General features: G+C 64.2%; 32 protein-coding genes. 19 read left to right on the top strand and 13 right to left on the bottom strand.

All coding sequences use genetic code 11. The features are described 5' to 3' along the window. Positions 1-36: 36 nt before the first annotated feature. From F4U94_RS13715 to F4U94_RS13700, 4 genes are all read left to right on the top strand, one after another. The gene (locus F4U94_RS13715) at positions 37-996 is read left to right on the top strand and encodes a 2-hydroxyacid dehydrogenase (protein ID WP_120251077.1); all 960 of its coding nucleotides are present in this window, start codon (positions 37-39) and stop codon (positions 994-996) included. Between the two features lie 86 nt (positions 997-1,082). Then, on the top strand, positions 1,083-1,382 hold the full coding sequence (locus F4U94_RS13710; protein ID WP_120251078.1) for a GIY-YIG nuclease family protein: 300 nt from the start codon (positions 1,083-1,085) through the stop codon (positions 1,380-1,382). A 381-nt stretch (positions 1,383-1,763) separates the two neighbouring features. Then, a complete protein-coding gene (hisC, locus tag F4U94_RS13705) occupies positions 1,764-2,861 on the top strand; it encodes a histidinol-phosphate transaminase (RefSeq protein ID WP_120251079.1) in 1,098 nt (365 codons plus the stop codon). A 4-nt stretch (positions 2,862-2,865) separates the two neighbouring features. Then, complete coding sequence (locus F4U94_RS13700) at positions 2,866-3,771, top strand: prephenate/arogenate dehydrogenase family protein (RefSeq protein ID WP_120251080.1); 906 nt, start codon at positions 2,866-2,868, stop codon at positions 3,769-3,771. 221 nt (positions 3,772-3,992) lie between these two features. Here F4U94_RS13700 and F4U94_RS13695 read toward each other — a convergent pair whose 3' ends face one another. The 4 genes from F4U94_RS13695 to ftsE are packed head-to-tail and all read right to left on the bottom strand — an operon-like array spanning position 3,993 to position 6,846. Next, the gene (locus tag F4U94_RS13695; RefSeq protein WP_120251081.1) at positions 3,993-4,676 is read right to left on the bottom strand and encodes a lysophospholipid acyltransferase family protein; all 684 of its coding nucleotides are present in this window, start codon (positions 4,674-4,676) and stop codon (positions 3,993-3,995) included. Positions 4,677-4,688: 12 nt separating this feature from the next. Beyond that, complete coding sequence (locus F4U94_RS13690; RefSeq protein ID WP_120251082.1) at positions 4,689-5,222, bottom strand: YdcF family protein; 534 nt, start codon at positions 5,220-5,222, stop codon at positions 4,689-4,691. Beyond that, positions 5,219-6,124, bottom strand: a complete 906-nt coding sequence (locus F4U94_RS13685) for a cell division protein FtsX (protein WP_120251083.1) — start codon at positions 6,122-6,124, stop codon at positions 5,219-5,221. Before F4U94_RS13685 ends, F4U94_RS13690 begins: the two co-directional genes overlap by 4 nt. Next, positions 6,124-6,846: a cell division ATP-binding protein FtsE gene (gene ftsE / locus F4U94_RS13680; RefSeq protein WP_120251084.1), complete on the bottom strand. Its 723-nt coding sequence runs from the start codon at positions 6,844-6,846 to the stop codon at positions 6,124-6,126. Before ftsE ends, F4U94_RS13685 begins: the two co-directional genes overlap by 1 nt. 171 nt (positions 6,847-7,017) lie before the next feature. On the opposite strand from ftsE, the gene F4U94_RS13675 reads away from it, so the two are divergent. After that, positions 7,018-7,857 (top strand): zinc-ribbon domain-containing protein, encoded by an 840-nt coding sequence (locus F4U94_RS13675; protein ID WP_120251085.1) that lies wholly within the window; start codon positions 7,018-7,020, stop codon positions 7,855-7,857. 14 nt (positions 7,858-7,871) lie between these two features. Here the strand turns inward: F4U94_RS13675 and F4U94_RS13670 are convergent, their stop codons facing one another. From F4U94_RS13670 to F4U94_RS13660, 3 genes are read right to left on the bottom strand one after another with little or no spacing between them, the layout of a single operon-like run. Beyond that, positions 7,872-8,777: a pirin family protein gene (locus F4U94_RS13670; RefSeq protein WP_120251086.1), complete on the bottom strand. Its 906-nt coding sequence runs from the start codon at positions 8,775-8,777 to the stop codon at positions 7,872-7,874. After that, a complete protein-coding gene (locus F4U94_RS13665; RefSeq protein ID WP_120251087.1) occupies positions 8,774-9,481 on the bottom strand; it encodes a glutathione S-transferase in 708 nt (235 codons plus the stop codon). The genes F4U94_RS13670 and F4U94_RS13665 overlap by 4 nt, the downstream gene beginning before the upstream one ends. A gap of 57 nt (positions 9,482-9,538) precedes the next feature. Next, entirely contained in the window at positions 9,539-9,826 is a 288-nt protein-coding gene (locus tag F4U94_RS13660) for a BolA family protein (RefSeq protein WP_120251088.1), read from the bottom strand. Between the two features lie 45 nt (positions 9,827-9,871). Between F4U94_RS13660 and F4U94_RS13655 the strand changes: the two genes are divergently transcribed. From F4U94_RS13655 to F4U94_RS13625, 7 genes are all read left to right on the top strand, one after another. Next, positions 9,872-10,492, top strand: coding sequence for a J domain-containing protein (locus tag F4U94_RS13655; RefSeq protein ID WP_120251089.1), 621 nt, complete (start codon positions 9,872-9,874; stop codon positions 10,490-10,492). Positions 10,493-10,788: 296 nt separating this feature from the next. Then, positions 10,789-12,081, top strand: coding sequence for an Hsp70 family protein (locus F4U94_RS13650; RefSeq protein ID WP_150411934.1), 1,293 nt, complete (start codon positions 10,789-10,791; stop codon positions 12,079-12,081). Positions 12,082-12,168: 87 nt separating this feature from the next. Then, positions 12,169-13,176: a cobaltochelatase subunit CobS gene (gene cobS, locus F4U94_RS13645; protein ID WP_120252206.1), complete on the top strand. Its 1,008-nt coding sequence runs from the start codon at positions 12,169-12,171 to the stop codon at positions 13,174-13,176. A gap of 34 nt (positions 13,177-13,210) precedes the next feature. After that, entirely contained in the window at positions 13,211-13,633 is a 423-nt protein-coding gene (locus F4U94_RS13640; protein WP_120251090.1) for an OsmC family protein, read from the top strand. Next, positions 13,630-14,409 (top strand): tyrosine-protein phosphatase, encoded by a 780-nt coding sequence (locus F4U94_RS13635; protein ID WP_120251091.1) that lies wholly within the window; start codon positions 13,630-13,632, stop codon positions 14,407-14,409. Before F4U94_RS13640 ends, F4U94_RS13635 begins: the two co-directional genes overlap by 4 nt. Then, positions 14,406-16,232, top strand: coding sequence for a cobaltochelatase subunit CobT (gene cobT, locus F4U94_RS13630; RefSeq protein ID WP_120251092.1), 1,827 nt, complete (start codon positions 14,406-14,408; stop codon positions 16,230-16,232). The genes F4U94_RS13635 and cobT overlap by 4 nt, the downstream gene beginning before the upstream one ends. 78 nt (positions 16,233-16,310) lie before the next feature. Further along, the gene (locus F4U94_RS13625) at positions 16,311-16,781 is read left to right on the top strand and encodes a GreA/GreB family elongation factor (RefSeq protein WP_120252207.1); all 471 of its coding nucleotides are present in this window, start codon (positions 16,311-16,313) and stop codon (positions 16,779-16,781) included. Positions 16,782-16,852: 71 nt separating this feature from the next. Here F4U94_RS13625 and F4U94_RS13620 read toward each other — a convergent pair whose 3' ends face one another. The 3 genes from F4U94_RS13620 to F4U94_RS13610 form a co-directional block, all read right to left on the bottom strand. Beyond that, positions 16,853-17,344, bottom strand: coding sequence for a Dps family protein (locus F4U94_RS13620; RefSeq protein WP_120251093.1), 492 nt, complete (start codon positions 17,342-17,344; stop codon positions 16,853-16,855). Between the two features lie 124 nt (positions 17,345-17,468). Next, complete coding sequence (locus F4U94_RS13615) at positions 17,469-18,035, bottom strand: TMEM165/GDT1 family protein (protein ID WP_120251094.1); 567 nt, start codon at positions 18,033-18,035, stop codon at positions 17,469-17,471. Positions 18,036-18,048: 13 nt separating this feature from the next. Further along, the gene (locus F4U94_RS13610) at positions 18,049-18,375 is read right to left on the bottom strand and encodes a hypothetical protein (RefSeq protein ID WP_120251095.1); all 327 of its coding nucleotides are present in this window, start codon (positions 18,373-18,375) and stop codon (positions 18,049-18,051) included. 201 nt (positions 18,376-18,576) lie between these two features. Between F4U94_RS13610 and rpmG the strand changes: the two genes are divergently transcribed. Next, entirely contained in the window at positions 18,577-18,744 is a 168-nt protein-coding gene (rpmG, locus tag F4U94_RS13605; protein WP_120251096.1) for a 50S ribosomal protein L33, read from the top strand. Between the two features lie 189 nt (positions 18,745-18,933). On the opposite strand, the gene F4U94_RS13600 is transcribed toward rpmG, so the two are convergent. Both F4U94_RS13600 and F4U94_RS13595 read right to left on the bottom strand, forming a co-directional pair. Then, the gene (locus F4U94_RS13600) at positions 18,934-20,814 is read right to left on the bottom strand and encodes a PhoX family protein (RefSeq protein WP_120251097.1); all 1,881 of its coding nucleotides are present in this window, start codon (positions 20,812-20,814) and stop codon (positions 18,934-18,936) included. Positions 20,815-20,961: 147 nt separating this feature from the next. After that, complete coding sequence (locus F4U94_RS13595; RefSeq protein ID WP_172598788.1) at positions 20,962-21,324, bottom strand: response regulator; 363 nt, start codon at positions 21,322-21,324, stop codon at positions 20,962-20,964. A gap of 66 nt (positions 21,325-21,390) precedes the next feature. On the opposite strand from F4U94_RS13595, the gene F4U94_RS13590 reads away from it, so the two are divergent. From F4U94_RS13590 to F4U94_RS13570, 5 genes are read left to right on the top strand one after another with little or no spacing between them, the layout of a single operon-like run. Next, positions 21,391-21,678 (top strand): DUF3572 domain-containing protein, encoded by a 288-nt coding sequence (locus F4U94_RS13590; RefSeq protein ID WP_120251098.1) that lies wholly within the window; start codon positions 21,391-21,393, stop codon positions 21,676-21,678. Continuing rightward, positions 21,675-22,331: an HAD family hydrolase gene (locus F4U94_RS13585; protein WP_120251099.1), complete on the top strand. Its 657-nt coding sequence runs from the start codon at positions 21,675-21,677 to the stop codon at positions 22,329-22,331. Before F4U94_RS13590 ends, F4U94_RS13585 begins: the two co-directional genes overlap by 4 nt. After that, entirely contained in the window at positions 22,328-22,792 is a 465-nt protein-coding gene (locus F4U94_RS13580; RefSeq protein WP_120251100.1) for a RidA family protein, read from the top strand. Before F4U94_RS13585 ends, F4U94_RS13580 begins: the two co-directional genes overlap by 4 nt. Next, complete coding sequence (locus F4U94_RS13575; protein WP_120251101.1) at positions 22,773-23,504, top strand: glycerophosphodiester phosphodiesterase family protein; 732 nt, start codon at positions 22,773-22,775, stop codon at positions 23,502-23,504. Before F4U94_RS13580 ends, F4U94_RS13575 begins: the two co-directional genes overlap by 20 nt. After that, positions 23,497-24,630 (top strand): GNAT family N-acetyltransferase, encoded by a 1,134-nt coding sequence (locus tag F4U94_RS13570; protein WP_150411933.1) that lies wholly within the window; start codon positions 23,497-23,499, stop codon positions 24,628-24,630. The genes F4U94_RS13575 and F4U94_RS13570 overlap by 8 nt, the downstream gene beginning before the upstream one ends. Here F4U94_RS13570 and F4U94_RS13565 read toward each other — a convergent pair whose 3' ends face one another. Continuing rightward, complete coding sequence (locus F4U94_RS13565; protein ID WP_120251102.1) at positions 24,631-24,927, bottom strand: hypothetical protein; 297 nt, start codon at positions 24,925-24,927, stop codon at positions 24,631-24,633. 296 nt (positions 24,928-25,223) lie between these two features. Between F4U94_RS13565 and F4U94_RS13560 the strand changes: the two genes are divergently transcribed. After that, positions 25,224-26,495, top strand: coding sequence for a multidrug effflux MFS transporter (locus F4U94_RS13560; RefSeq protein ID WP_120251103.1), 1,272 nt, complete (start codon positions 25,224-25,226; stop codon positions 26,493-26,495). Positions 26,496-26,540 lie beyond the last annotated feature (45 nt).

Raw genomic sequence — 26,540 nt, 5'->3', positions numbered from 1 at the left:
TCTGTCAATCTGGCGCATCGGTGGCACAGTCCCTAGATGGTCGGCATGACCCAGACCCAACGCCCCCCTATCGTCGCCTATGGCCCCCTGAACCCCTATATGGATGCCGAACTGGCCCGCCGCTTCACCGTCCATGTCGTGGCGGCCGATGCCGATCCCGCCACCCTGCCCCCGCCGGTGCGCGAAGCCCGCGCGCTGGTCAGCTTCGGGTCGGTCGGCGCATCGGCCGCGATCATGGACGCGCTGCCCAAGCTGGAAATGATCGGCCTCTTTTCGGTCGGCTATGACAAGGTCGATGTGGAGCACGCCCGCGCGAAGGGCATCCGCCTCACCAACACGCCCGGTGTCCTGAACGACGATGTCGCCGACCTCGCCGTCGGCCTGCTCTATGCCACGGTGCGCAACATGGTCGCCAACGACCGCATGCTGCGCGCGGGCGACTGGGCGCGGGGCACCCGGCCCGCTTTGTCCGGCCGGGTGACGGGCCGGCGCATCGGCATATTGGGCCTTGGCCGCATCGGCCGCGCCATCGCCAAACGACTGGAGCCGGTGGCGGGCGAGATTATCTATCACAACCGGCGCGAAGCGGCCGACACATCCTATCGCTATGTCGCCGACCCGATCGCCTTCGCGCAGCAAAGCGACGTCATCATCGTCGCCACCTCGGGCGGTCCGGAGGCCGCGAAGCTGGTCGACGCCGCCATGCTCGACGCGCTCGGCCCGGACGGGGTGGTCGTCAATATCAGCCGGGGCAGCGTGATCGACGAGGACGCGCTGATCGCCGCGCTGGCGCAAGGCCGCATCGCCGGCGCCGGGCTGGACGTCTTCGCCCACGAACCCCATGTGCCACAGGCGCTGATCGCCATGGATCAGGTCGTGCTGCAACCCCATCAGGGCAGCGCCACCACCCACACGCGCAAGGCGATGGCCGACCTTGTCCTCGCCAATCTGGACGCATGGTTCGCAGGTAAACCGTTGCTGACCCCGGTGGTGTAGGCGGGCGTTTTACATGGGATCCAAGCGCCCACAGAAGGCGTCACCCCGGGCTTGACCCGGGGTCCCGCTTCTTGGATCCTCCTACTATGGAACAGAGGCGAAAGGGTGGATGGGTCTATATTATGGCCGATCGCTATCGCGGCACGCTCTATGTCGGCGTCACCTCGAACCTGACATCACGCATCCACCAGCATCGCTCCGATGAAGGCTCCGATTTTTGTGCGAGATATAAACTCCATCGCCTCGTCTGGGCAGAGCATGGAGACGATATCATGACCTGTATTGACCAGGAAAAGCGACTGAAGCGCTGGCGACGGCAATGGAAATTCGATCTGATCGAAGCCGCCAATCCGGAGTGGTTCGACATATTCGAGCAACTGCACTGAAAAAGCGGGACCCCGGGTCAAGCCCGGGGTGACGAGGCTGGTTCGATCTTTCCTATTAGGATTTATTCTGGCCTACCCTGTCCGATGGACAGCCTCCCCCCTCGCCCTCTTTCCCTGTCGCCTTCCCGTCGCAAGACAAACGCCTAGCCGTCGCTTCCCGTCGTCCAAGTGTCGCGTCCGTGGCGCGCCGCTGTCTCGACCGCATCGCGCAAGGGACGCGCCTGTGGCGCATCGGCGTGGCTTCGCGGGCGCCTCGCGAGCGCTTGCGCCCCTTTTTACCCCTGCAACGGTGTGAACTTCGCCTGTCGCGTCGCTGTCGCACACCGGCCGCCCCTTCCACCCACTTTGCCTTTCGCCAGAAAGCCGCTAAAGCCCGCAACCATGACAAAACCAGCTCCCAAGGATTGGATCCTCGGCATTCATGCCTATGTGCCGGGCAAATCGGCGGCCGACGATGGCCGTCCCCTCATCAAATTGAGCGCCAACGAAAATCCGCTCGGCACCAGCAAGGCCGTGCGTGAAGCCTTCGTCGCCGCGACGGCGGACATGGCGACCTATCCCGATCCTGCCGCGGAAAAGCTGCGCGCGGCGATCGGCGCGGTCCATGGCCTCGATCCCGACCGGATCATCTATGGCACCGGGTCGGACGAGCTGCTGCATATCGCCGCCTCCGCCTATGCCGGGCCGGGCGATGAAATCCTCTACGTCCGCTATGGCTTTGCCGTCTACGACATCGCCGCCCGCCGCGTCGGCGCGACCCCGGTGATCGCCCCGGACAAGGATTATGCGACGGACGTCGACGCACTGCTCGCCGCTGTCACGGACAAGACCAAGGTCGTCTTCCTCGCCAATCCCAACAACCCGACCGGCACGATGACCAGCCGGGAAGAGATTGCCCGGCTCCACGCCGGGCTGCGCCCCGACATCCTCTTCGTCCTGGATCAGGCCTATGCCGAATATCTGGAGGATGGCGAGGATGATGGCGGGCTGGAGCTGGCGAAGACCGCGTCCAATATCCTCGTCACCCGCACCTTCTCGAAAATCTATGGCCTGGCCGCCGAGCGGATCGGCTGGGGCTATGGCTCGCCCGAGGTGATCGACATCCTCCACCGCATTCGCGCGCCGTTCAACGTGACCACGGCGGGTCAGGCAGCGGCGATCGCCGCGATCGGCGACAGCGAATGGGTCGCGTTCAGCCGCACCCACAATGCCCGCTGGCGCGACTGGCTGGCCAGCGAAGTCGCTGCGCTGTCCAATCATGGCCTGCGCGCAGTACCCAGCAAGACCAACTTCCTGCTGATCCTGTTCGACGGCAAGCTGACCGCGGAAGCCGCGATGAAGGGGCTGTGGGACGAAGGCTATGCCACCCGCTGGCTGCCCGGTCAGGGCCTGCCCAACGGCCTGCGCATCACCATCGGCACCAAGGCGCAGAACCGCGCCGTCGCGGCCAAGCTGCGCGCCATGGTGGAGGCCGCCTGAGCCCATGCTGCCATTCGCGCGCGTCACCATCATCGGCCTGGGGCTGATCGGCTCCTCGCTCGCCCGCGCGATCCGGGCGGACATGCCCACCGTGCGCGTGACCGGCTATGATGCCGATCCCGCCGTGCGCGAAACCGCCCGGCGGATCGACCTGACCGACGATGTCACCGACACGGCGGGCGCGTCCGTCACCGACGCCGATCTGGTGATCCTGTGCGTACCGGTGCGGGCGATGGGCGCGGCGGCGGCGGAGATCGCCGACGATCTGCCCGCCGATGCGATCGTCAGCGATGTGGGTTCCTGCAAGGTGGATGTGCTGGCGCAACTCAACACCGCGCTGCCGGGGCGGACCATCATCCCGGCGCATCCCGTGGCCGGCACCGAAAATAGCGGGCCTGAAGCGGGCTTTGCGACCCTGTTCAAGGGCCGCTGGTCGATCGTCACCCCGCCCGCCGACGCCGATCCGACCGCCGTCGAGCGCGTCGCCGAATTATGGCGGCGCGTCGGCGCGGACGTGGAAATGATGGACCCGGCGCATCATGATCTGGTGCTGGCGGTGACGAGCCATCTGCCGCACCTTATCGCCTACACCATCGTCGGCACGGCCAGCGACATGGAAAATGTGACCCAGTCGGAAGTCATCAAATATTCCGCCGGCGGTTTCCGCGACTTCACCCGCATCGCCGCGTCGGACCCGACCATGTGGCGCGACGTGTTCCTGGCGAACAAGGATGCGGTACTGGAAATGCTTCAGCGCTTTTCGGAAGATCTGTCGGCGTTGCAGCGGGCGATCCGCTGGAATGACGGCGACGCCCTGTTCAACCTGTTCACCCGCACCCGCGCGATCCGCCGGTCGATCATCGAACAGGGCCAGGACGACGCCAAGCCGGACTTCGGCCGGTCGCACTGACGCGGCTTAGAGCATTTTGAAGTCAGCTGGCACAGCTGACGGCTCGCAAAATGCGGAACACAAAAGACTTTTAGAGCATGATCCGGATCATGCTCTAAAATCGCTTTCCTACTCTGCCACGTCCCGCTTAGAGCGGGATGACATATGAATAACCGTTCGTGCTGAGTAGGGACTGAGCTTGTCGAAGGCCCGTATCGAAGCATCCGCACAGTCATCCCGCCCTAATTGAGCGCGTTGATCGCCGCATGGACCCGCGCCTCGGCCTCCTTGCGGTCCAGGCCGACCGGCACGATCTCGCCCACCTTGTAGGTGATGGTGCCGGGACGCTTGAGGAATTTGCCGCGCGGCGACACCCGCCCGCTGTCGATGGCGATCGGCACGACGGGCAGGCCGAGCAGGCTGTAAAGGCCGGCGAACCCGGCCTTGAGCGGCGGCGATTCGCCGTGCGGCACGCGGGTGCCTTCGGGGAAGAGGCAGATGGCGCGGCCCTGCGCGATCCGGTCCTTCGCCGCCGCGCGCAAGGTACGCAAGGCACTGGCCCCAGCGGTGCGTTCGATGGGGATGAGGCCGTAGCGTCGGGCGATCCCGCCCCAGAGCGGGATGTCGAACAATTCCCGCTTGGCGCCGATCGCCGGTCGATCGAACAGGCACAATATGTCGATCGTCTCGAACATCGATTCATGTTTCGCGATGTAGAGATAGGGACCGATCGGCAGGTCGCCCTCCACCACGATCCGCTGCCCCAGCAGCCGGCGCACGCACCAGCGATGGAAACGGCTCCAGTTGGTCGCGGTATTCTGCACCATCAGCGGCGTGGCCCAGCCAAAGGCCATGGCCCACAGCACGAAGATCAGGCTGCCTGGGTAGAAGGCCAGCGCGAAGAGAATGGAGCGGATGACGATCACATGCAGGTCCGATCAGATGCCGATGAGCGCGGCGATGCGCCGCAACAGATATTTATTATATTCCCGCGCCAATATGGTGAGGCTCGGGCGGCTGGGCACCGCGTCATAGACGATCGTCACCTTGCCGTCCGGCATCGACTGGCGCAGTTCCAGCGCGGCGCGGCGCATATGCCAGTCGGTGGTGATCAGGCGCACGGTCTTGTAATCGCGCCGCTCCAGCCAGCGCGCCGTCTCCAGCCCGTTGGAACGCGTGTCGATCGCTTCGCGGCCCAGCGTGATGCAGCAGCTGAACAGGCTTTCGGGGGTCTTATATTGCACCGCCAGTTCGACTGGGCGAACGGAGCGGTCCACGCCGGAAATCAGCATCCGCTTGGCCGAACCGTCCTGCAACAGGGCGATACCGCGATCGATACGCCCCGCCCCGCCGGTCAGCACGACGATCGCATCGGTCTGCCGCCCGTCCAACGGCTGGGGCAGGAAGATGCCGAACCAGGCGAAACCCAGCATCCAGGCCAGCAGCGTGATGGCGAAGAAACGGACGATCACAGTGCCCGACCCAAAGCCCGCAGCACCGTCCAACGCGCCGCCAGCGTCGCCAGCACCACGCCGAAGATCGGCAACGCCACAAGGATCAGCCAGCCGCGCATGTCGAGTTCGACCGCGCCGATCAGGTCCGATCCGGTGGCGGCAAGGCGCAGGCCGATCAACAGGATGACGAACGCGGCGAAGGAAAAGCCGAGCGCACTGCCCATCAACGCGTCCAGACCGATGCGGCGCTGGAACAGCCGGGCGATCTGCACATCGGTCGATCCCATCAGGTGCAGCACGTCGATCGTGCCGCGATGGCTGTCATGCGCGCCGCGCGCCGCCAAAACGACGACGGCGCCGGTCGCCAGGATCATCAACAGCACGACACCCGCCGACAGCCAGCCCAGCGCGCTCATCAGTCCGGCCAGCGGCAGCAGGAAGGCGGCATGGGGTTCGATCCGCAATTTGGGCGACAGATTGGCGAGCAGACGGCGCAGACTGCCAATCTTGGCCTCCGCATCGCCGGGCGTCAGCATGACGTCGATCAGTGCGGGCACCGGCAGGTCGCCGCTGGTCGCCGCATCGCCCAGCCAGGGGCGCAACTGGTCGGCCAGCGCGGCCGGATCGACCGGATCGGCCGCGCGCACGCTGTTGGAGGATCGCAGCGCCGTCAGGGTCCGTGCCGCCAGCTGGGCGCGAACCTGCGCGTCGGCCTCCACCACCTGCACGCTGGCGCGCCCGGCAAGGTCGGCGCTCATGGACCGGACGGCGGCACCCAGGCCCAGCCCGGCGGCGGCGGCCAGCACGGTCAGGAACATCATGATCGCGATGATCCACGGCATCGGCCCGGCCAGACGACCGCCGGGCAGCAGGCGATGGCGCGCGGCGGCAGACGCCTTGCGATCTGCATGGCTGGGCATCAGGCGTTGCCCTGCGGCTTCGACTGGGATTGGGGCGGGTAGCGCAGCGTGCCGGTCGGGTCGGCCAGCCGCCCCTTGTCCAGCCGCATCATCTGCGCGCCGGATACCTGCGCGATGAGGGGCAGGTCATGGGTGGCGACGACGATGGTGGTGCCCAGCCTGTTGAGCGCCTCGAACAGGGTCATCAGGCGGCGGGCCATGTCGGCGTCCACGTTACCGGTCGGTTCGTCCGCGACCAATATTTCCGGGCGGCCGATCACGGCACGGGCGATGGCGACGCGCTGCTGCTCCCCGCCCGACAAAGTGGCGGGGCGCGCCTGGCCACGATCGCCCAGCCCCACCCAGTTCAGCATCTCCACCACCGGGGCGTCGATCTCGCCCTCCTCCATGCCCGACACACGCAGCGGCAGCGCGATATTATCATAGGCGGACAGATGCGGAACGAGCCGGAAATCCTGGAACACCACACCGATGCGGCGGCGAAAACCCGGAAGGCGCTTGCGCGGCAACGTCACCACATCCTCACCGAACAGGCGGATGACGCCGCGGCTGGGGCGCTGGGCCAAGTAGAGCAATTTCAACAGCGAGGTCTTGCCTGCGCCCGACGCGCCGGTCAGGAAATAGAAGCCGCCGCTGGACAGCGAAAAGCTGACGTCGGACAGCGTTTCACTGTCCAGACCATAGCGCAGGCCGACATTTTCGAACTGGACGATGGCCGACATGGCTGAATGTTATCGCGCCGTCGCGCTCCCTGCTTCCGACAAGTATCAGCCATGGCACAGCGGGCGCCCCGCCGTAAAGCCCGGCCCGCATTCTGCCACGAGTCGCGGCAGAATGACTCGGATCGTCGTTGACGTCTTGCGCGCGAGTCCCTGCCGTGCCTATGAAGCGAAATGATCCTGGTGTGCCCTAATTGCGCGACGCGTTATGTCGTTCCCGACACGGCCGTCGGTACGAACGGACGCCAGGTCCGCTGCGCCGCCTGCAAGCATAGCTGGTTCCAGGCGCCGCCCGTCCTGCCCGAACGGGAAACGCCCGTCGCTACCGCGCCGGTCGAGGCACCGATCGTCCCGCCCGAACCTGTTGCGCCGCCTCCGCCGCCGCCCGCACCGCCGCCGCCGCCCGTCGTCGCGCCCGAACCGGTCACCGCCGATCCTGTCGTGGAGCAGGACGCCCCCGTTGCCGCCGCACCGTCGGTCGCAGCGCCGGTTGCTGCGCCTGCCGATCATCGCTTCGACGACATCTATGCCGGCGCGCCGGTCGATCCAGTCGAGGAAAGCCGCTTCGTACCCACTCCGCCGACCAAGGCCCGGCGCAATCCGCTGAAACTCTGGACCTATGCGGCGATCGGTTTCTGCCTGATCATCGCAGCGGCGGGTGGCGCCTTCACCTATTTCGGACCGCCCGCCTGGATGGTGTCGATGGGCCTGGTCGCCGAAGAGGGCGATCCCGACCTGCTCTTCTACCTGTCCAAGCCAGCCGAGCGCCGCAAGCTGCCGACCGGCGAGGAATATTTCGCTTTCGGCGCGCGGATCGTGAACAGCGGGACGCAGGCGCTGCCGGTGCCGCCGGTACTGGTGCAGTTGCGCGACCGGCAGAACCGTCTGGTCTTTAGCTGGACCACGAAGGCGGACAAGACGCGGCTGAAGCCCGGCGAGGAAGCGTCGATCAACGAGAGCCGGATCGACATTCCCAAAAATGCCGAAAATCTCTCGCTGACCTTCGTTCAGTAATTGGCGTTCAGTAATCAGGGATAGCTGACCGTTTTCGGGCGGCCATGCGGGATGGGAATAAACTCCTGATCGTCGCCGGGGATCAGCGGGAAACGCATCGCTTCCCAATCCTCGCGCGCCTGCATCAGCCGGTCCTTGGTCGACGACACGAAGTTCCACCAGACATGACGCGGACTGGTAAAGGCCTCCCCGCCGCACAGCACGACCCGGCCGCCATCGACGCTCATCAACGTGGCGGTCGTGCCGGGGCGCAGGACATAAAGGGTTTGCGGCGCCAGCATGAGCCCATCCAGCGCCGCGTCGCCGCCCGACACATAGATGGCCCGTTCGTCGGCGGACGGGTCGATCGCGATCCGCCCGCCCGGCGACAGCTGAATATCGGCATAGATGGTCTGGGCATAGGTGGTGACGGGCGAGGTTTCGCCCCAGAGCGATCCCATGATCACGCGCGCGCGGACATGGCCATCGTCGATCACCGGCATGCCGCCCTCACCCACATGCTCGAAAGCTGGGTCCATTTCCTCAAACCGGTCGGGCAGAGCGAGCCAGGTCTGTATCGCCGACAGCTTCGATATCTTCGCGCGGTCGTCGTCCGGCGAGCGTTCGGAATGGACGATGCCCTTGCCCGCCGTCATCAGATTGACCGCCCCGGCCTCGATCAGCTGCTCCGTGCCAAGAGAGTCGCGGTGAAGGAAGGCGCCTTCATACATATAGGTCACGGTGGCGAGGTTGATGTGCGGATGCGGGCGCACGTCGATCCCCTGCCCCGCGCCGATCTTGGCAGGGCCGGCCTGATCGAAGAAGATGAAGGGGCCCACCATCGTGCGCTCTCTGACCGGCAGGGACCGATATACCCGAAAATCGCCCAGATCATGGCTGGTGGGCGTGATGGTCTGAAGAATGAGATCGTCTGCGGTCATGGGGCATCCAATTCGGGATAATGGCGGAAAATATCCTCTTCACTGAAGGGAAGCCGCCGGTCGCTGACCAGATAATCCTGCAATTCTGGCAGGTTCGCAACCCCGTCATGCAATGCCATGACCGCCGGAAAGCCCGCCGCCAGCGTCGCCATGCGCAAGGGGAAAGCGTAGCGCAGGCCGGCGACCAGATGGAAGAGCGAGAGGTCGGCATGGCTCCAGCGCGTGCCCGCCAGCCATTGCCGCTGGTCGGTGGTCAGGGCGCGCTCGAAATAGCCGAGATATTTGGGGATGCGCTGTTCGCGAAAACCCTGGGCCCGACGCAGGGATTCAGGTTTCTGATCCTCATAATGAAGATCGACGCCGACCGGATGATGCACGTCATGCGCCTCGGCCACCAGATCCATGATGGTCAGTTGCAGCTGTGCCAGCCAATAGCGGCTCTTCATGCCAGAGGGGCCGCATTCATGCCGTTCGGACAGATAGAAGAGGATGTTGGCGGTCTGCGAGACGGTGGTTCCGTCGATCGCCAGATAGGGCGGCGCGAAGGCTGGCGCGGCCGCATGACCCGCCATATCGGCCATCAGGGCATCGCCCCCCTCCTCCCGCGCGCAATCGCGATAGGCGATGCCGCAGGCTTCCAGCGTCAGGCGGACGAATTCGCCACGACCCGGAATGGTGGGCCAATACCAGAAATCATAGGCCATGGACGGGCGCTCCTTGCTTGACGAAGCAGGATGAACGCCCGGCCCATGCCTAAAGTCTCATGCCTCGTCCGGTGCGCGGGCCTTGATGGCGAGGGCGTGGACCTTTTCCGCGAGCAGGTCGGAAAGGGCGGCGTTGACGAGGCGCTGGCGCGCGACGCGGGTCTGGCCGGTGAAGCGATCGGACACGATGTCGACGGTGAAATGGCTTTCACCCGATCCGTCATGGCCGGCATGGCCGCGATGCTTTTCGCTGTCGTCGATCACGGCGAGATGGACAGGCGACAGGGCGGCGCGCAGCCGCGCCTCGATTTCTGTGGCAACGGGGCCTTTGAGGTCTGTGGTCATATTTCCTATATAGGCCGCTTTGCCAGCCAGATCATCAGGACAATCTTGAGCAGCGACCCTTTCTCGACACGCCGTTTCAACCGTTTCCATGGCCGGGTGGAAGGCGACCGCCCCTGCGCCGCGCCCGGATGCCCGGAGCCGGGCGAGTTCCGCGCGCCACCTGCGGAGGGCAGCGCCCGGCCGGGCGACGAAGGCCCGCGCTGGCGCTGGTTCTGCCTGGACCATGTGAAGGCCTTCAACCAGGGCTATAATTTCTTCACCGGCATGTCGCCCGAAGAGATTGCCGACGCCCAGCGTCCCTATGCCGGGTGGGAGCGGGAGACGCGTGCCTTTTCGTCCAACGCGCACAGCCCGCCGCCCAAATGGTCGGATTTTTCCGATCCGCTCGATGCGATCGGCGCCAAGTTCAAGGAGCGGGTGGCCAAGGCGCGCGAAGCCAACCAGATGCGCCAGGATGGCCGGTTCCTGTCGGCCGAGGATCGCAAGGCGATGTCGGTCATGGGCCTGTCCATCGACGCCGATCGCAAGGCGTTGCGCACGCGCTACACCGAATTGCTGCGCCGCTATCATCCCGACCATAATGGCGGGGACCGCAGCCATGAAGGCGCGTTACAGAGCGTGATCGAGGCCTATGGGCATTTGAAGAAGGCTTCGGTTTTCGCTTAACTTCGCACTTTTCCCGCATATTTCGACATTATCGTGCGGGAATAGGAAATTTTGCTGCGTGGATGAAAGCGGAGCGGACAGGGATAAGGAGCCGGTTGCCTTTCTATCATAAGGGCGGGATGTAGGACAGCGCAGCCCCCCTTGCCCCCGTCCGACAGGACTGTCATAGCGCCCGGCCTTTCGCAGGGTAGGCATCCGGTCATATCGGATATCTACATCTGTTTTTGTTTTACGCATTTCCAAGTCAGCAGGTGAGTCCAGCGCTTTGAAAATGCTCAATGCTCCGGAGATTTTTCATGCAGCAGGTGCCGCGTGCGCTGGGCCTAGATTTCGGCACGACCAACAGCGTGGCTGCGCTGGCGGCGGGCGGGGAGTCGCAGCTGGTGGAATTTGCCGGCGAACAGGCGACCGGCGCGGTGTTCCGGTCCGCTCTCTGCTTCTGGCATGACGAGGCGGTGAAGGGCGGCATGGCGCATGAGGCCGGGCCGTGGGCGATCGCGGAATATATGGAATATCCCGAGGACAGTCGCTTCCTGCAATCGTTCAAGTCGGTGGCGGCCAGCGCGATCTTCGAAAGCGCCAATGTGTTCGAGAAGCGATTCCGCTTCGAGGAATTGGGGCAGATGTTCCTGGGGCGGATGATCGGCCATGCCGGCGGTATGCTGGACAAGCGCCCGGAACGCATCGTCGTCGGGCGGCCGGTCGAATATGCAGGTTCGCGGCCGGACGAGGCGCTGGCCCGCAAACGCTATGACGCGATGTTCGAGGGATTCGGAACCGAAGTCCATTATGTCTATGAGCCGCTGGGCGCGGCGTTCAGCTATGCCAGTCGGATCGACCATGCCGCCACCATCCTGGTCGCGGATTTCGGCGGCGGTACGAGCGACTTTTCACTGGTGCGGATCGAAGCGCCGGGTGCGGCGCGGCGGGCGACGCCGCTGGGGTCGGCGGGCATCGGCCTGGCCGGCGACAGGTTCGACTATCGCATTCTCGACAATCTGGTGCTGCCGATGCTGGGCAAGGGCGGCGGCTATCAGAGTTTCGGCAAGGAATTGGAGATACCGCGCAGCTATTTCGCCGACTTTGCCGACTGGTCGCGGCTGGCGTTGATGCGCAATCGTCGCACGATGGAGGAATTGGCCCGATTGCAGAAGACGGCGAAGGAGCCGGCGGCGATCGGCCGGATGATCACGGTGATCGAAAAGGAACTGGGCTATCCGCTCTATGATGCGGTCGGCGCGCTGAAACGGGCGCTGTCGGAACAGGACAATGCGACTTTCCGCTTTTCGGGCGGTGGGCTGGAGATCGAGCAAGCGGTGTCGCGCGCCGATTTCGAAGGCTGGATCGCGCCTGATATCGCGCAGATCGAGGCGACGGTGGACAAGGCGCTGGCCAAGGCGAATGTGGCGCCTGATACTATCGACCGGGTGTTCCTGACCGGTGGATCGTCGCTGATTCCCGCGATCCGCGACATTTTCCGGGCACGTTTCGGGCAAGACAGGCTGGCGACCGGGGGCGAGCTGACCTCCATCGCCCATGGATTGGCGTTGATCGGCGAGGAAGCCAATTTGGCGGAATGGGCAGCTTGATCGCCGCGTTGCGAAGCGCCACTCTATCGACACGCGCTTTGAATTTGGGTTAGGGCGCGAGTGACTCGCAGAAAGATGACGGACCCGATGACCGATATTTCCAACGTCCAGCCTGACACCCGCGCCGAAACGCTGCTGGAAGCGCCCGACCGCGAAGTGGATGCGCGGGAGATTTTCGGCATCGATGTCGATATGAAGATCCCGGCCTTTTCGGAGGCCGACGAGCGCGTCCCCGACCTCGACCCCGCCTATGTGTTCGACCCGGACACCACTTTGGCGATCCTGGCGGGCTTTGCCTATAATCGCCGCGTCATGGTGCAGGGCTATCACGGCACCGGCAAGTCCAGCCATATCGAACAGATCGCCGCGCGCCTGAAATGGCCGTGCATCCGCATCAACCTGGACGCGCATATCAGCCGTATCGACCTGGTCGGGCGCGACGCGATCGTGTTGCAGGACGGGCAGCAGGTGACGCAGTTCAAGGAAGGCCTGCTTCCCTGGGCGTTGCAGCGCCCGGTCGCCCTGGTGTTCGACGAATATGATGCCGGCCGCCCGGACGTGATGTTCGTGATCCAGCGCGTGCTGGAGACGGACGGCAAGATGACGCTGCTCGACCAGAATCGCGTGATCCGGCCCAACCCGCATTTCCGCCTGTTCGCGACCGCCAATACGGTGGGTCTGGGCGACACGACGGGCCTGTATCATGGCACGCAGCAGATCAACCAAGGCCAGATGGACCGGTGGAATCTGGTCGTGGCATTGAATTACCTGCCCGCCGCGACCGAGGCGCAGGTGGTTCTGGCGAAGTCGGGCGAATATGATCATGAAGGCGGCCGCAAGGAAGTCGAGAATATGATCAAGGTCGCCGAACTGACGCGACAGGGCTTCATCAACGGCGATATTTCGACCGTCATGTCGCCCCGCACCGTGATCAGCTGGGCGCAAAATGCGCTGATCTTCAAGAATGTCGGCTTCGCCTTCCGCCTGTCCTTCCTCAACAAATGCGATGAGGCGGAACGCGCATTGGTCGCCGAATATTATCAGCGCGTGTTCGGCAAGGATCTGCCGGAAAGCGTGGCGAGCCGGGCGAACTGACCGTTCGCCCTGCCCCACGGCAGGGAGACAAGAGATGATCGTCGTCGAACGGATCGACCCCAATGGCAGCACCGCGCACCGGATCAGCATCCGTGGCCATGAGATCGTGGCCGACATGTCGGCGCCGGACGGGCATGATGCCGGACCGGACCCGCACGACCTCTATGATACGGCGCTGGGCGCGTGCAAGGCGATGACCATGCTCTGGTATGCGCAGCGCAACGATATTCCGGTGGAGGCCATCCATGTCGGCGTGGTTCGCGATGCGAGCCAGGAGCGCAAGGGCGTCTACAAGCTGACCACGCGCATCGCGCTGACCGGAGACATGAGCGACGAGCAGCATGACAAGCTGATCGCGGTCGCGGCGAAATGCCCGGTCCACAAGCTGATGAGCGAGGTCGAGACGCAGATCGAGACGATCGCCGTGCCGCGCGTCGGGGAGCCGGAGCGGCCATGAGCGAGACGGTGATCGAGCGCAGCGGGCTGCCGTTGGCGAGCGCATTCAACTTACGGGATTTCGGCGGCTATCCGACGGCGGACGGGCGCATGATCCGGCGCGGCATGCTGTACCGGTCGGGCACGATGGCGTTGCTGACGCCCGAGGACAGCGCGCAGCTGCGGTCGCTGGGCATCCGGGCGATCTGCGATTTCCGGCGTCCGGGCGAGCGCAAGTCGGAACCGACCAGCTGGCATGATGCGTCCGTCGATTATTATTGCCGCGACTATAGCGGCGCGACCGGCGTGCTGGTGGACATGGTGCGTCAGGAGCGGACGACGGCTGCGGATATGAAGGCGGCGATGCTGGCCGTCTATCATGAGATCGCGACCGACCATGCGGAGGCCTATGCCGCGATGTTCCGGCAGATGCTGGAGGGCCATTTGCCGATCCTGATCAACTGTTCGGCGGGCAAGGACCGAACCGGCGCGGGCGCAGCGATGGTGCTGGCGGCGCTGGGCGTGTCGCGCGATGTCATCGTCGAGGATTATCTGCTGACCAACAGCCATGCCGACTGGACATGGCGGCTGGCGCAGGGCGAAAGTCATTTGAGCCGGTTGAAGCAGGCGCGGGCGGATGTGCTGGAGCCGCTGCTGGTTGCCGACGTCGCCTATCTGCAGGCTTTGTTCAACCATTTCGATACGCTGCATGGCGGTGTCGACGGCTATTTGCGTGATGTGCTTGGCGTGGGTGCCTCCGAGCAGGCGGCGCTGCGTGAGGCATTGCTGATTCCATGAGCGAACGGTCACCCATCGACGCCTTCAAGGATGTGCTGTCCGGCGTGGCGCGCGCGATCACCCGCGATGCGGAGGTCGAGGTCGGCTTTACCGCCGATACCCCCCATGCCGTGGGCAAGGCGATCAAGGTGCCGACGCCCGGCCGTGCCCTGCCCGCCGATCAGGTGGCGCTGGCGCGTGGCTTTGCCGATGCGTCCGCGCTGAAGCTGCGCCATCACAACCCCAGGATCCACGCCCATTCGGCGCCGGGCGAGGCCGTGGCGCGCGCGGTGTTCGACGCGGTCGAGCAAGCGCGGGTCGAGGCGATCGGCGCCCGGTCGATGGAAGGCGTGCGCGCCAACCTGAACCACGCGCTGGACCTGCGACTGAAGTCCGATGCGATCCGCCGGGCGCGTTCGGCCGACGAGGTGCCGCTGTCCACGGCGCTGGCGCTCAAGGTGCGCGAGCGGCTGACCGGGCAAGCCATTCCCAAGGATGTGGAAGCGGGCGTCGCCATGGTCGACCAGTGGATCGAGGACAAGGCGGGGCGTGACCTGGACGCGCTGACCATGGCGATCGACGACCAGTGCGCGTTCCAGAAGTTGACGACCGCGATGCTGGAGCATCTGCAACTGATCGACGCCGATGTGCCGCCCGATACCGAAGAGCCCGAATCGCAGGATGAGGGCGAGGATCAGGAGGATCAGCAGGAAGAGGGCGAGAGCGGCCAGGAGGAATCCGGCGATAGCGACATGAACGCCGAGGCGCGCGCCGAGGATCAGGGCGGCGACACCGAAGAGGGCGAAACCGACTATAGCGAGGATTTCGACGCCGACAGCGACGAAGGCGCGGACGATATGGGCGAGGAAGGCATGATGCCGGTCCGCCCGAATCGACCGATGTCCGATCTGCCGCCCGGCTTCGATTACAAGCCCTATACGGTGAAGTTCGACGAAGTCGTCAGCCCGGAAGAATTGTGCGACGAGGATGAGCTGGCGCGGCTGCGCGGCTTCCTCGACCAGCAGCTGGTCAGCTTGCAGGGGGCGGTCACGAAGCTCGCCAACCGGTTGCAGCGGCGATTGATGGCGCAGCAGTCGCGGTCGTGGGACTTCGATCAGGAAGAGGGCATGCTGGACGCGGCGCGGCTGGCGCGGATCGTGATCGATCCCACCCATTCGCTGTCCTACAAGATCGAGCGGGATACCGAGTTTCGCGATACGGTCGTCACGCTGCTGATCGACAATTCAGGCTCCATGCGCGGTCGGCCGATCAGCATCGCAGCGATCAGCGCCGACATCATGGCGCGCACGCTGGAGCGGTGCGGGGTCAAGACCGAGATTTTGGGCTTTACCACGCGCGCCTGGAAGGGCGGGCAGAGCCGCGAGGAATGGCTGGCCGCCGGGCGTCCGCCGATGCCGGGGCGGCTGAACGACCTGCGCCATATCGTCTACAAGAAGGCGGACGATCCGTGGCGGCGCGCGCGCAAGAATCTGGGCCTGATGATGCGCGAAGGGCTGTTGAAGGAAAATATCGACGGCGAGGCGCTGTTGTGGGCGCATAGCCGGCTGATCGCGCGGCCCGAAGAGCGGCGCATCTTAATGGTAATCTCCGACGGTGCGCCGGTGGACGATTCGACCTTGTCGGTGAATAGTGGCACCTATCTGGAGCGGCATTTGCGGCAGGTGATCGACTGGATCGAGAACAAGTCGCCGGTGCAGCTGGTGGCGATCGGCATCGGGCATGACGTGACGCGCTATTATCGCCGCGCGGTGACGATCATGGACGCCGAGCAGCTGGGCGGCACGATGGTCGAGCAGCTGGCGGGCTTGTTCGACGAGGATTGATCCCGACATAGGGACGGGTTGGGCCATGCTGCGGACGCCGTTCGCGGCAGAACGGACGATTTGCAGGAGAGTGATGACGTGAGTGTCGCCTTTCGTCGCGAGAGCGATGATGAGCATATGGAGCCCAAGTTCGAGCTGCCGATCCCGCCCGGCCCCAATTGGGTGACGGTGCGCGGGCTGCGGCTGACGCGGGAGAAGGTTGAGGCGCTGGAGGCCGTCGATACCGCCGACATGGAGGAAGAGGCCGGCAAGAAGCATAAGCGGGTGCTGCGCTATTGGCGCACCCGGCTGGCGACGGCGGAATTGCGACCGGTGGCGGAGCCGCAAGCGGTCGCCTTTGGCACGCGCGTTACTTATCGACTGAACCGGCAGGAGAAGACGGTCGCGCTGGTCGGCGACGACGAGGCCGATCCGCATGCGGGGCGGATCAGCTTTTCTTCCCCCCTCGCCCGCGCGATGATGGATGCAGAGGTCGGCGAGAAGGTCGATTTTGCCGGGAAGGTCGAGGCGATCGAAATCGTGGCGATTGCGGTGGTAAACGAGGACTGAGCGTCCCCTAACCGACATGAAAAAGCCCGCCGGTTTGCGCCGGCGGGCTTTTTATTTGGTCAAAAGGCGAATCAGGCGCCGCGGGCTGCTTCAAACAGGAACCAGGCGCGCTGTTCGGCCTGATCGGTCCAATCGTCGACAATGCCTTCGGTTGCGTTATCGCCCGCTTCGGTCGCGGCGGCCTTCACCGCGCGGAAGGTTTCGACCAGCGCGAGATTGTCGTCGCGCAATTCCTTCAGCATGTCGGCGGGCGCGACGAATTCGGCGTCATTATCCTTGACGGTCTGATGACGGGCGATGTCGCCGATGGAGCGCAGGGTGACATTGCCGGTCTTGCGCACACGCTCCGCGATCAGGTCGGTCACGCCCAGGATTTCGGTCGCCTGTTCATCGAACATCAGATGATAGTCGCGGAAATGGGGACCGGAGACGTGCCAGTGGAAATTCTTGGTCTTGAGATACAGCGCATAGGCATCCGCTAGCGCGCCGTTCAGCGCATCGGCCACGGACTTGATGGCATTGCTCTTCAGGTCGGTCGGGGTCTTCAGATCGGGGGCGGTCATGCAATGTCCTCCTGTTCGCGGAAATGATTTCGGACATATAATGATCGCGGGGCAAGTTGGTGCCATTTTTTGCGGTGCAAAATCCCGATCAGCCTGATCCAACCGGTCGATCAGGGACTGGCGATCAGAGCAGGCCGACTGCCGAAAGACCCATCAGCGCGCCGGTGATCAGCATCACCACGCCGCCACCCCAGCGAATAGCCCGCAGCGGCAGGGCAGCCAGCAGGTGGTCGCGGCCCAGCACGACGGGCACCAATGCCGCGATGACGCCAATCGCGCCGCCGATGCCGGCCAGCCAAGGATCGGCAGTGCGGGTCGCTATGCCAAGTATCAGAAATTGCGGACCTTCGCCAAAGCTCAGGATGAAGAGGCCGATGGCGGTGGTGAAGACCGCGCCAAGCCGCCAACCGCTCAGCACATCGGGCTGGCGAGCCGGCCAGAACAGGCCGGCGCCCAGAAAGAGAATGGAAAGCGCCATGAACAGCAGGCGGGCGTCCGGCCCCAGCATCGGGCCGATCCAGGCACCGGCGAGCGCGGAAAAGGCGGCATTGGCGACGGCCGCCAGGACGATGCCGACAATGATCGCGCCGTTACGATTATAGCGCGTGGCGAGCGCGAGGACGAGCAACTGGCTCTTACCGCCCATTTCGCCAAGCAGGCATCCCAGCAGGGCAATGAGCAATGCGTCCATCAGATCGTGCGAATCAGGCGTGCAGCGGCAATGTGGCGACCGTAGCGGTGTGCGGGATCATCGGCACGATCATAGCCTGCGGCATGTCGTGGCTGATCGCTTCACGCATCAGGTCCAGATAGGACAGAACGATCGGGCCAAGGCCATGCAGAGACAGCGCCGATTCGAGCGTGCCGGCCAACCCCTCGATCGTGTCGAGGCGAAAGGCGCGGGCGATATGGCGGATCTGCGCCAGTTCATCCTGCATACGCGGCGCGGAAACATGGCCGCGCTGGCTCGCAAGACCATCGATCCGACGCATCAGGTCGCTCAAAATGGCCAGTTTCGGATCATGTCGCATGGGAAAGTCCCCCGTCTATCGCCCCATGAAAGATCATGCGCCTGATTGGTTAAAGCCATGTAAAGCGTGGATCGGGCGCCGCCATTTACCGCCTCAGCCTTGACATGGAGCCGAATCTGCCCCAAGGGCCACCGCTGAAACGGGGCGGTCCGCTGTGGGCCGCTTTTCTTTTTACGCATTTCAAGACCAGGGAATAGGGCCATGGCCAAGCCGGCAACCGTCAAGATCCGTCTCGTCAGCACGGCTGACACTGGTTTCTTCTACGTCACCAAGAAGAATCCGCGCACCAAGACCGAGAAGTTCACTTTCAACAAGTATGACCCGGTCGTGCGCAAGCATGTCGAATTCAAGGAAGCCAAGATCAAGTAAGCCGCTTGCGGGCGTCGTGCCCGCGCGCTTGATCCGTCGCTTCTGACGAACAGGAAAAGGCCCGTCCCTTTGGGGAGCGGGCCTTTTCCTGTTGCTGTGAGCGTGGTTCAGGAGCGCACAAAAAAGGGAGAGCCTGTAACAGGCCCTCCCCTATGCCCCTCCCGCAGGCGGGAGGGGATTTGATGGTGCTTAGTTGCCGACCGGTTGGCCGTCCGTGCGACGCACCACGATGGTCGAGGAGCGCGGCTGCTGGCCCGACACCGGCCAGTTGCCGGTCGGATGCTGGATGTTGATGAAGAAGCTCTTGAGGTCCGGCGTATAGGCGATGCCGGTGATCTCGCAGCCGGCCGGGCCGACCAGGAAGCGCTTCGACTGTTTGGTGGCCTGATCGATATAGTACATCGAATTGTTGCCGAACGCCTGGGTCATGTTGGATGCGGCGCCGTTCAGCGTACCGGCGTTGCCGGTCAGATTATGGTCGGTCTGCACCCAGAGGCGGCCCTGCGGGTCGATGCGGATGCCATCGGGGCTGGAGAAATAATCCCCGCTGATATTGCCCTTGAGATTGGCTTCGGTCAGCGACGGGTTGCCCACCTGAAGGAAGATTTCCCAGGTGAAGCGGGTCGCCAGCGGCGAATCGCCCGTTTCGCGGAATTTGAGGATATGGCCGTGGAGATTGGTGACGCGCGGGTTGGCGGCATCGGTCACGCGGCGGCTGCCATTGTTGGTCAGCGTCACGAAGATCGACTGCTTGTTGGGCGCGACCGTGATCCATTCCGGACGGTCCATGACCGTACCGCCCGCGACGCGCGCGGCCGACTGGGCATTGATCAGCACGTCGGACTGGGTGTTGAAATTGACCGCCGTCGGGGTGGGCGGCGTCGTCGACTGGCTGACATTGCCCGGATCGGCGGCACCGGCGACGAGGCCGTTCTGACCCTGAACCATCGCACGCCATTCGCCCGTGCCGTCGGCATTGAAGCGCGCGACATAGAGCGTGCCATAATCGAGCAGGTCGGTGTTGGCGGCGCGGTTGTTGAGGTTGAAGGCGCGGTCGGGGATGAATTTATAGATGCAGCCCGGCGTGGAATCGTCACCCATGTAGAAGGCGACGCGGTTGTTGGCGTCGGTCATATAGGCGACGTTTTCGTGGCTGAAACGGCCCATGGCGGTGCGCTTGGTCGCGGGTGCCAGTTCCTGATAGGGGTCGATTTCGACGACCCAGCCATAGCTGTTGTTGGGCTGCGTCGGATCGAGATAATTGTTCGTCGTCTCTTCGCAGGTCAGATAGGTACCCCAGGGGGTCCGTCCGCTGGAACAATTGTTCAGCATGCCGCGAATGGTCGTCGGCAGCGCGCCTGCCGCGGGGCCGCCCACACGATAATTGGTGTTGCCGCTATACCGCTTGTTGAAGCGCGATCCGGCCTTCACCGCAAATTTGCCATCCGTGCCCTTGGCCACTTCGACCACGGCGATGCCGACGGCCGACAGGGCGATCTGCTTCTGTTCGGCGGTCGCGGTGGCCGCGTTGTAGGTGCCGTTGGAGAAGAGGATATTATAGTCGGGCAGTTCGAAGTTGATGGCGAGCAGGCCGCCGCTATTGGCATCCGTGCCCGACAGTTCGAAATATTCCATACCGTCATGGTTGCCGCCGGCCCAGGCCGCCGTCTGGCTGACGCTGGTGGGGAAGGTGCCGTTGACGAAGGCGGTGCCCGGTTCGACCAGATCGCCGGCCTTCAGCACGACATCGACGGTGTAGCCCGCCGGCACGGTGACCGTGTCGTTGCTGTTGATCGCGACGGAGGCGAAGTTGACGCCGTAGCTGGGCGTGGGGGCTGGGGTCGGCGTGGGCGTCGGGGTCGGCGTTGGGCTGCTGCTATCGTCATCATCGTCGCAGGCGGCCAGCGTACCCAGCATCGGCAGGATCGACAGGCCCAGAAGGCCGTTCTTCAGCACGCTGCGGCGGCCCGGATTAGCGGCGACGATCGCTTCCAGGCTGTTTTCGCCAAAACTGATTTCGGGCTGCGCGTCGCGATAGGGCGCGCGCGCCTCGTCGGTCAGATGAGACATTGTGGTTCTACCCCTGTGATCAGGCTGTCGGCAGGGCGCCGCGCCTTGGCGGAGGCAGTTGACAGAGGGACATGACGCCATCCCTTCCGAATGAAGGCGACATGATGAAACGGGCGTGACAGGACGGTGACAATGCGCCCGTCGCCATTACAGAAGCGCGTTCACCTGCTCCACGAAGCGCAGCACGGAAATGGGTTTGGACACATAGGCCTGCGCGCCGGCGGCCCGGATGCGTTCCTCATCCCCATGCCCCGCATAGGCGGTGACGGCCATGATCGGCACGGCGGACAGCAGATCATCCGCCTTCAGCGAGACGATAAGATCAAGGCCGCTGACATGGGGCAGATGGATGTCGGTGATGACAAGATCAGGCAGGAAGCCCTGCGCTTGCGCCAGCACGTCGCGCCCGTCGCGCAGCGGCAACACTTCATGCCCGTGCGCGCGCAGCAGGTCGCAAAAAAGTTTGAGATTGAGTTCGTTGTCCTCGACAACGAGCACGCGCTTTGCCACCAGTCACCCGCGGTCCGAAAATGATTTTGGAGCGCCTAACCAGCCGCTCCGCCCCGAAAGCCGATCATGCGACCCGACACAGAGAATGGCAAGCAGGATAGCAATCCCGACCCTGCGACCTTGGCGCTGATGGCGCTGGGATGGACGCTGAGCGACGGGGGGCGTGCGGACCGGCTGCTGTCGCTGACGGGGCTGGACGTCGATGCGTTGCGCGCCGGGATTGGCGACCCCGCCATATTGAGCGCGGTGCTGGCATTCCTGGCGGATCATGAGCCGGACCTGATCGCCTGCGCCGAAGCGATCGACACCACCCCCGCCGCCCTGATCGCGGCGCAGGAGAGATTGAACCGATGACCCGCCCCCTGATCATCACCGATTGCGACGAGGTGCTGCTGCATATGGTGGTGCCGTTCCGCCAGTGGCTGGACGAGACGCATGATGTGCATTTCGACATGCAGGAACGCGGCTTTGCCGAGGCGCTGCGCCACAAGGATAGCGGCGTGGTGGTGGAGCGCGAGCTGGTGTGGGCGTTGCTGCTGGGCTTTTTCGAGACGGAAATGCACCGGCAGACGCCGATCGCGGGCGCGATCGAGGCGTTGCATCGACTGTCCGCCATTGCCGACATCGTCGTACTGACCAATATCACCGAGCGGCACCAGCAGCCGCGCGCCGATCAGCTGGCGACCCATGGCCTGCATCTGCCGGTCCATTGGAACCAGGGCGGCAAAGGCCGGGCGCTGGCGAAAATCGTCGCGGATCGGCAGCCCAGCGTCGCCCTGTTCGTCGACGATCTGGCCGAACATCATCATTCGGTGGCGATCCATGCGCCGGGCGTATGGCGGCTGCATCTGGTGGGAGAGCCGGAAATGGCAGAATATGTCGAGGATGCGGCTTATGCGCATGCCCGGATCGACAATTGGGCGGCCGCCGAAAACTGGATCACCGACAAGCTGGCGCAAGGGCCGGCCCCGATCGACATGCATAACAATCAAGGAGTCCTTTCATGAGCATCGAAGCCCGCCTGACCGAACTGGGCATCACCCTGCCGCAAGCCGCCGCGCCCGTCGCCGCCTATGTCGCGGCGGTCGAGGCCAATGGTCTTCTGCATATCAGCGGCCAGATTGCGCTGGCGCCCGACGGCCTGATGACCGGCCGCCTGGGTGAAGACCGCGACCTGGATTATGGCGTCGCCGCCGCGCGAGTATGTGGCCTCAACCTGATCGCCCAGATCAAGGCGGCGCTGGGGTCGCTGGACCGGGTCGAGCGGATCGTGAAGCTGGGCGCCTTCATCAGCAGCGCGCCGTCCTTCACCGACCAGCCCAAGGTCGCCAATGGCGCGTCGGAACTGATGGTCGAAGTGTTCGGCGAAGCGGGCAAGCATGCGCGCAGCGCGGTCGGTGTGCCGGTGCTGCCGCTGGGCGCTGTGGTGGAAATCGACGCGGTGGTGCTTGTCAAAGCGGACGCCTGATTGGCTGACCGCCCGGCCCTTCGCCCATCGCGGACTGCATGGCCAGACGGACGGGCAAAGGCTGAGTGAAAATGGGACGGCGGCGTTCGACGCCGCCATCGCCGAAGGATATGGTATCGAATGCGATGTCCGGGCGAGCCGGGATGGCGTCGCCTTCGTCTTTCATGACACCGCGTTGACGCGGATGACCGGGCGCGACGCGGCGGTCGCGGCGCTGGACGCCGCCATATTGGACCAGATCACCCTCCCCGATGGCGGTACGATCCCGCGCCTGTCGGCACTGCTGGCACGATGCGGGGGACGCACCCCATTGCTGGTCGAGATCAAGGCGGACGGGCGGCAGGTCGAGGCCGTTTGCGCGGCGGTAGCGCGCGATCTGGCGGCCTGGCCCGATGCGCCGGTAGCGGTCATGTCCTTCAATCCATGGGCGGTCCGCTGGTTTTTGCGACAGCGAGTTGGACAGGTGCATGGGCTTGTCCTGACGCAGCAGGGCAAGGGGCGTTTGCGCGGGGCGATCGAACGCGCTCTTGCACTTTGGCTGTCGAAGCCCGACTTTCTGGCCTGTGATATTCGCGACCTGCCATCCCGCCTGTCCCGCCATGCCCAAACCAAGGGGACGCCCGTGCTGACATGGACCGTGCGCAGCGCGGCGGAGCAGGCGTCCGGCGCCGCCCATGCCGACCAGATCATCTTCGAGCGGCCCCGTGATTGACGTGGTGGCGCGCATCGCGTCGGGAGTGGCGGATTTCGACCGGACGCAGTGGGACGCCTGCGCCGGACAGAATAACCCATTCATAAGTTGGGATTTTTTGGTCGCACTGGAGCGATCCGGCAGCGTCGGCGAAGGCAGTGGATGGCAACCCTTGCCGATCGTGATCGACGGGCCTGACGGGCAGATCGCCGCCGCCGCGCCGGCTTACGGCAAAAGCCATAGCCAGGGCGAATATGTGTTCGACCATGGTTGGGCCGAGGCGTGGGAACGGGCCGGCGGGCAATATTATCCCAAGATCCAGATCGCCGCGCCTTTCTCCCCCGTGCCCGGTCCCCGGCTGTTGCTGCGCGACAAGGCTATGGCGCCCGCATTGATCGCCGGAATCGAGATGCTGGTGGAGCGCAACGAATTGTCGTCCGCCCATGCGACCTTCATCGCGCCGGAGGAGGTGCCGCTGTTCGAGGCGGCGGGCTGGCTGATCCGGGAGGACAGCCAATATCATTGGACCAACCGGGGCTATGGCAGCTTCGCCGATTTCCTGACCGACCTGTCGAGCGAGAAGCGCAAGAATATTCGCAAGGAACGCGCCCGCGCGGTCGAAGGGCTGGAGATCGTCCATCTCACCGGCGGCGACCTGACCGAGGCGCATTGGGATATTTTCTGGGATTTCTATCAGGATACCGGCGCGCGCAAATGGGGGCAGCCCTATCTGACCCGCGCTTTCTTCTCCATTTTGGGGGAGACGATGGCGGACAAGATTTTGCTGATCCTGGCGCTGCGGGATGGGCAACCGATCGCGGGCGCGCTCAACCTGATCGGCGGTGACACGCTCTATGGCCGCTATTGGGGCTGTTCGCAGGATGTGCCCAACCTGCATTTCGAACTTTGCTATTATCAGGCGATCGACGCGGCGATCGCGCGCGGCCTTAGCAAGGTGGAGGCAGGCGCGCAGGGCGGTCACAAGCTGGCGCGCGGCTATGCACCCGAGCCGACCTTTTCCGCGCATTTTCTGCCCAATGCGGGTTTTCGCCGGGCGGTCGCCGATTTTCTGGTGGCCGAACGGGAAGGCGTACAGCGCGACCGGCTGTGGCTGGCCGAACGGACGCCGTTCAGGAAAGGCGGCTGATCAGGCGGCGCGCAACTGGCCGGCGGCGATGAGGGCGCGGGCCTGGCGCTGGGCTTCGGCGATCTGGCGCGCGGTCATTTCCTCGGCGATTTCGGCGCGCATCGACTGGCCCTGCTCGCTGCCACGCAGCGCGGCGAGGTTGAACCATTTATGCGCTTCGATCAGGTCGATCGGCAGGTCGCCAGTGCCGCAGCTATAGGCCACGCCCAGATCGAAACACTCGTCCGCCGAACCATAGGTCGCCCGCGACTGGCGGGCCTGCATAAGAAATTCTGCGCTCTTGATACTGTTAGCCATGATGTTTCCCCCGTCTTTCAAACTAGCTCAATGGATTGCGACCCCTTTTCCACGAGGAGCAGGTTTGATCGGGAAGCGATAAAAAATGGTTAACGGAATTTTTGCCATAATGGTCTGATCGTTAGACTTTCCGCGAATATCGACCGACATCGATGTGAACCTATGGCTTTTCGTTCCTCGGCGCAGGCCGGGGGAACGCTTCGCATAAGGCCGAACCCTCACTATCCCGCGCACTTCTGATGGCAGGTGGCGCATTGGGACTGGAATCAACGGCCGGTTGCCCGCATAGCCCCCGCATGAGTCCCACCCCCCCTGTTTCGCCAGCGTCAGCCGCCAAGGACATTCATTTCCGCGAATTCGTGCTGCTATGCGCATGCCTGATGGCGATGAACGCGATGTCGATCGACCCGATGCTGCCGGCCCTGCCCGACATCGGCCGCGACCTGGCGATCCCGCATCCCAATGATCGACAGCTGATCATCAGCGTCTATTTTCTGGGGCTGGGTTTCGGGTCGCTGCTGTTCGGCGTGCTGTCCGACCGGTTCGGCCGCAAGCTGGTGCTGGGCAGCGCGATGGCGCTGTTCATCGTCTCGTCCATCGCCTGCGCCAGTGCGCAAAGCTTTTTCATGATGCTGGTGGGGCGGGGTTGCGCCGGTTTCTTTGCCGGGGCGAGCCGGGTCATCACCGTGGGCATCGTGCGGGACCGGTTCCAGGGCGACGCGATGGCACGGGTCATGTCGCTGATCTTCGCGGTCTTCATGCTGATTCCGGTTATGGCGCCCAGTTTCGGATCGGCGGTCCTGCTGGTCGCGCCATGGCGCTGGATCTTCTGGGCGCTGGTCATATTGGCCAGCCTGATCCTGATCTGGATGGTCGTGCGCCTGCCCGAAACGCTGAAGCCGGAAAATCGCATGCGGATCACGCCGGGCGCGTTGTTGCAGACGATAGGCATGGTCATGCGGACACGCAGTTCGATCGGCTATATGCTGGCCAGCGGCGTGGTCATGGGCGGGCTGATCGGCTTCATCCTGTCGATCCAGCAGATTTTCTATGATGTGTTCGACGCGCAGGCGATCTTTCCGCTGGGATTTGCCGCGATCGCAGGTTGCATGGGCGTCGGCAGCCTGATCAACAGCCGGCTGGTGTCGCGCTTTGGTGCGCGGCGCATGAGCCAGAGCGCGCTGATCGCCTTCATCCTGATCGCGGCCGTGCATCTGGCGGTGATTCTGGTTGGCGCGGAAACGCTGGCGACCTTCATGGTGCTACAGGCGATGACGATGATGACCGTGGCCTTCACCGCGTCCAATTTCAGCGCCATTTCGATGGAGCCTTTCCACAAGGGCGCGGGGGTCGCCTCTTCCTTCCAGGCGTTCCTGACGACCGCCTTGTCGAGCGCGCTGGGCAGCGTCGTGGGTCGCGCCTTCGACGGCACCACCCTGCCCTTCACCATCGGCCTGCTGACCTTTGGCGTCGGATCTTTCCTGATCGTGATCTGGGCGGAGCGCGGCAAGCTGTTCACCCGGCCCCATCATGGCGCGATGCGGGAGGCTGAGGTCGACTTCCACTGATCGGGAGCGCTGGAGAGAGGCTTCGACAAGCTCAGCCCGAACGGC

The organism is Sphingobium limneticum, assembly GCF_008710155.1.
In the GTDB taxonomy this organism is placed as follows: domain Bacteria; phylum Pseudomonadota; class Alphaproteobacteria; order Sphingomonadales; family Sphingomonadaceae; genus Sphingobium; species Sphingobium limneticum.
This window is presented reverse-complemented; position numbering and strand designations above follow the sequence as displayed.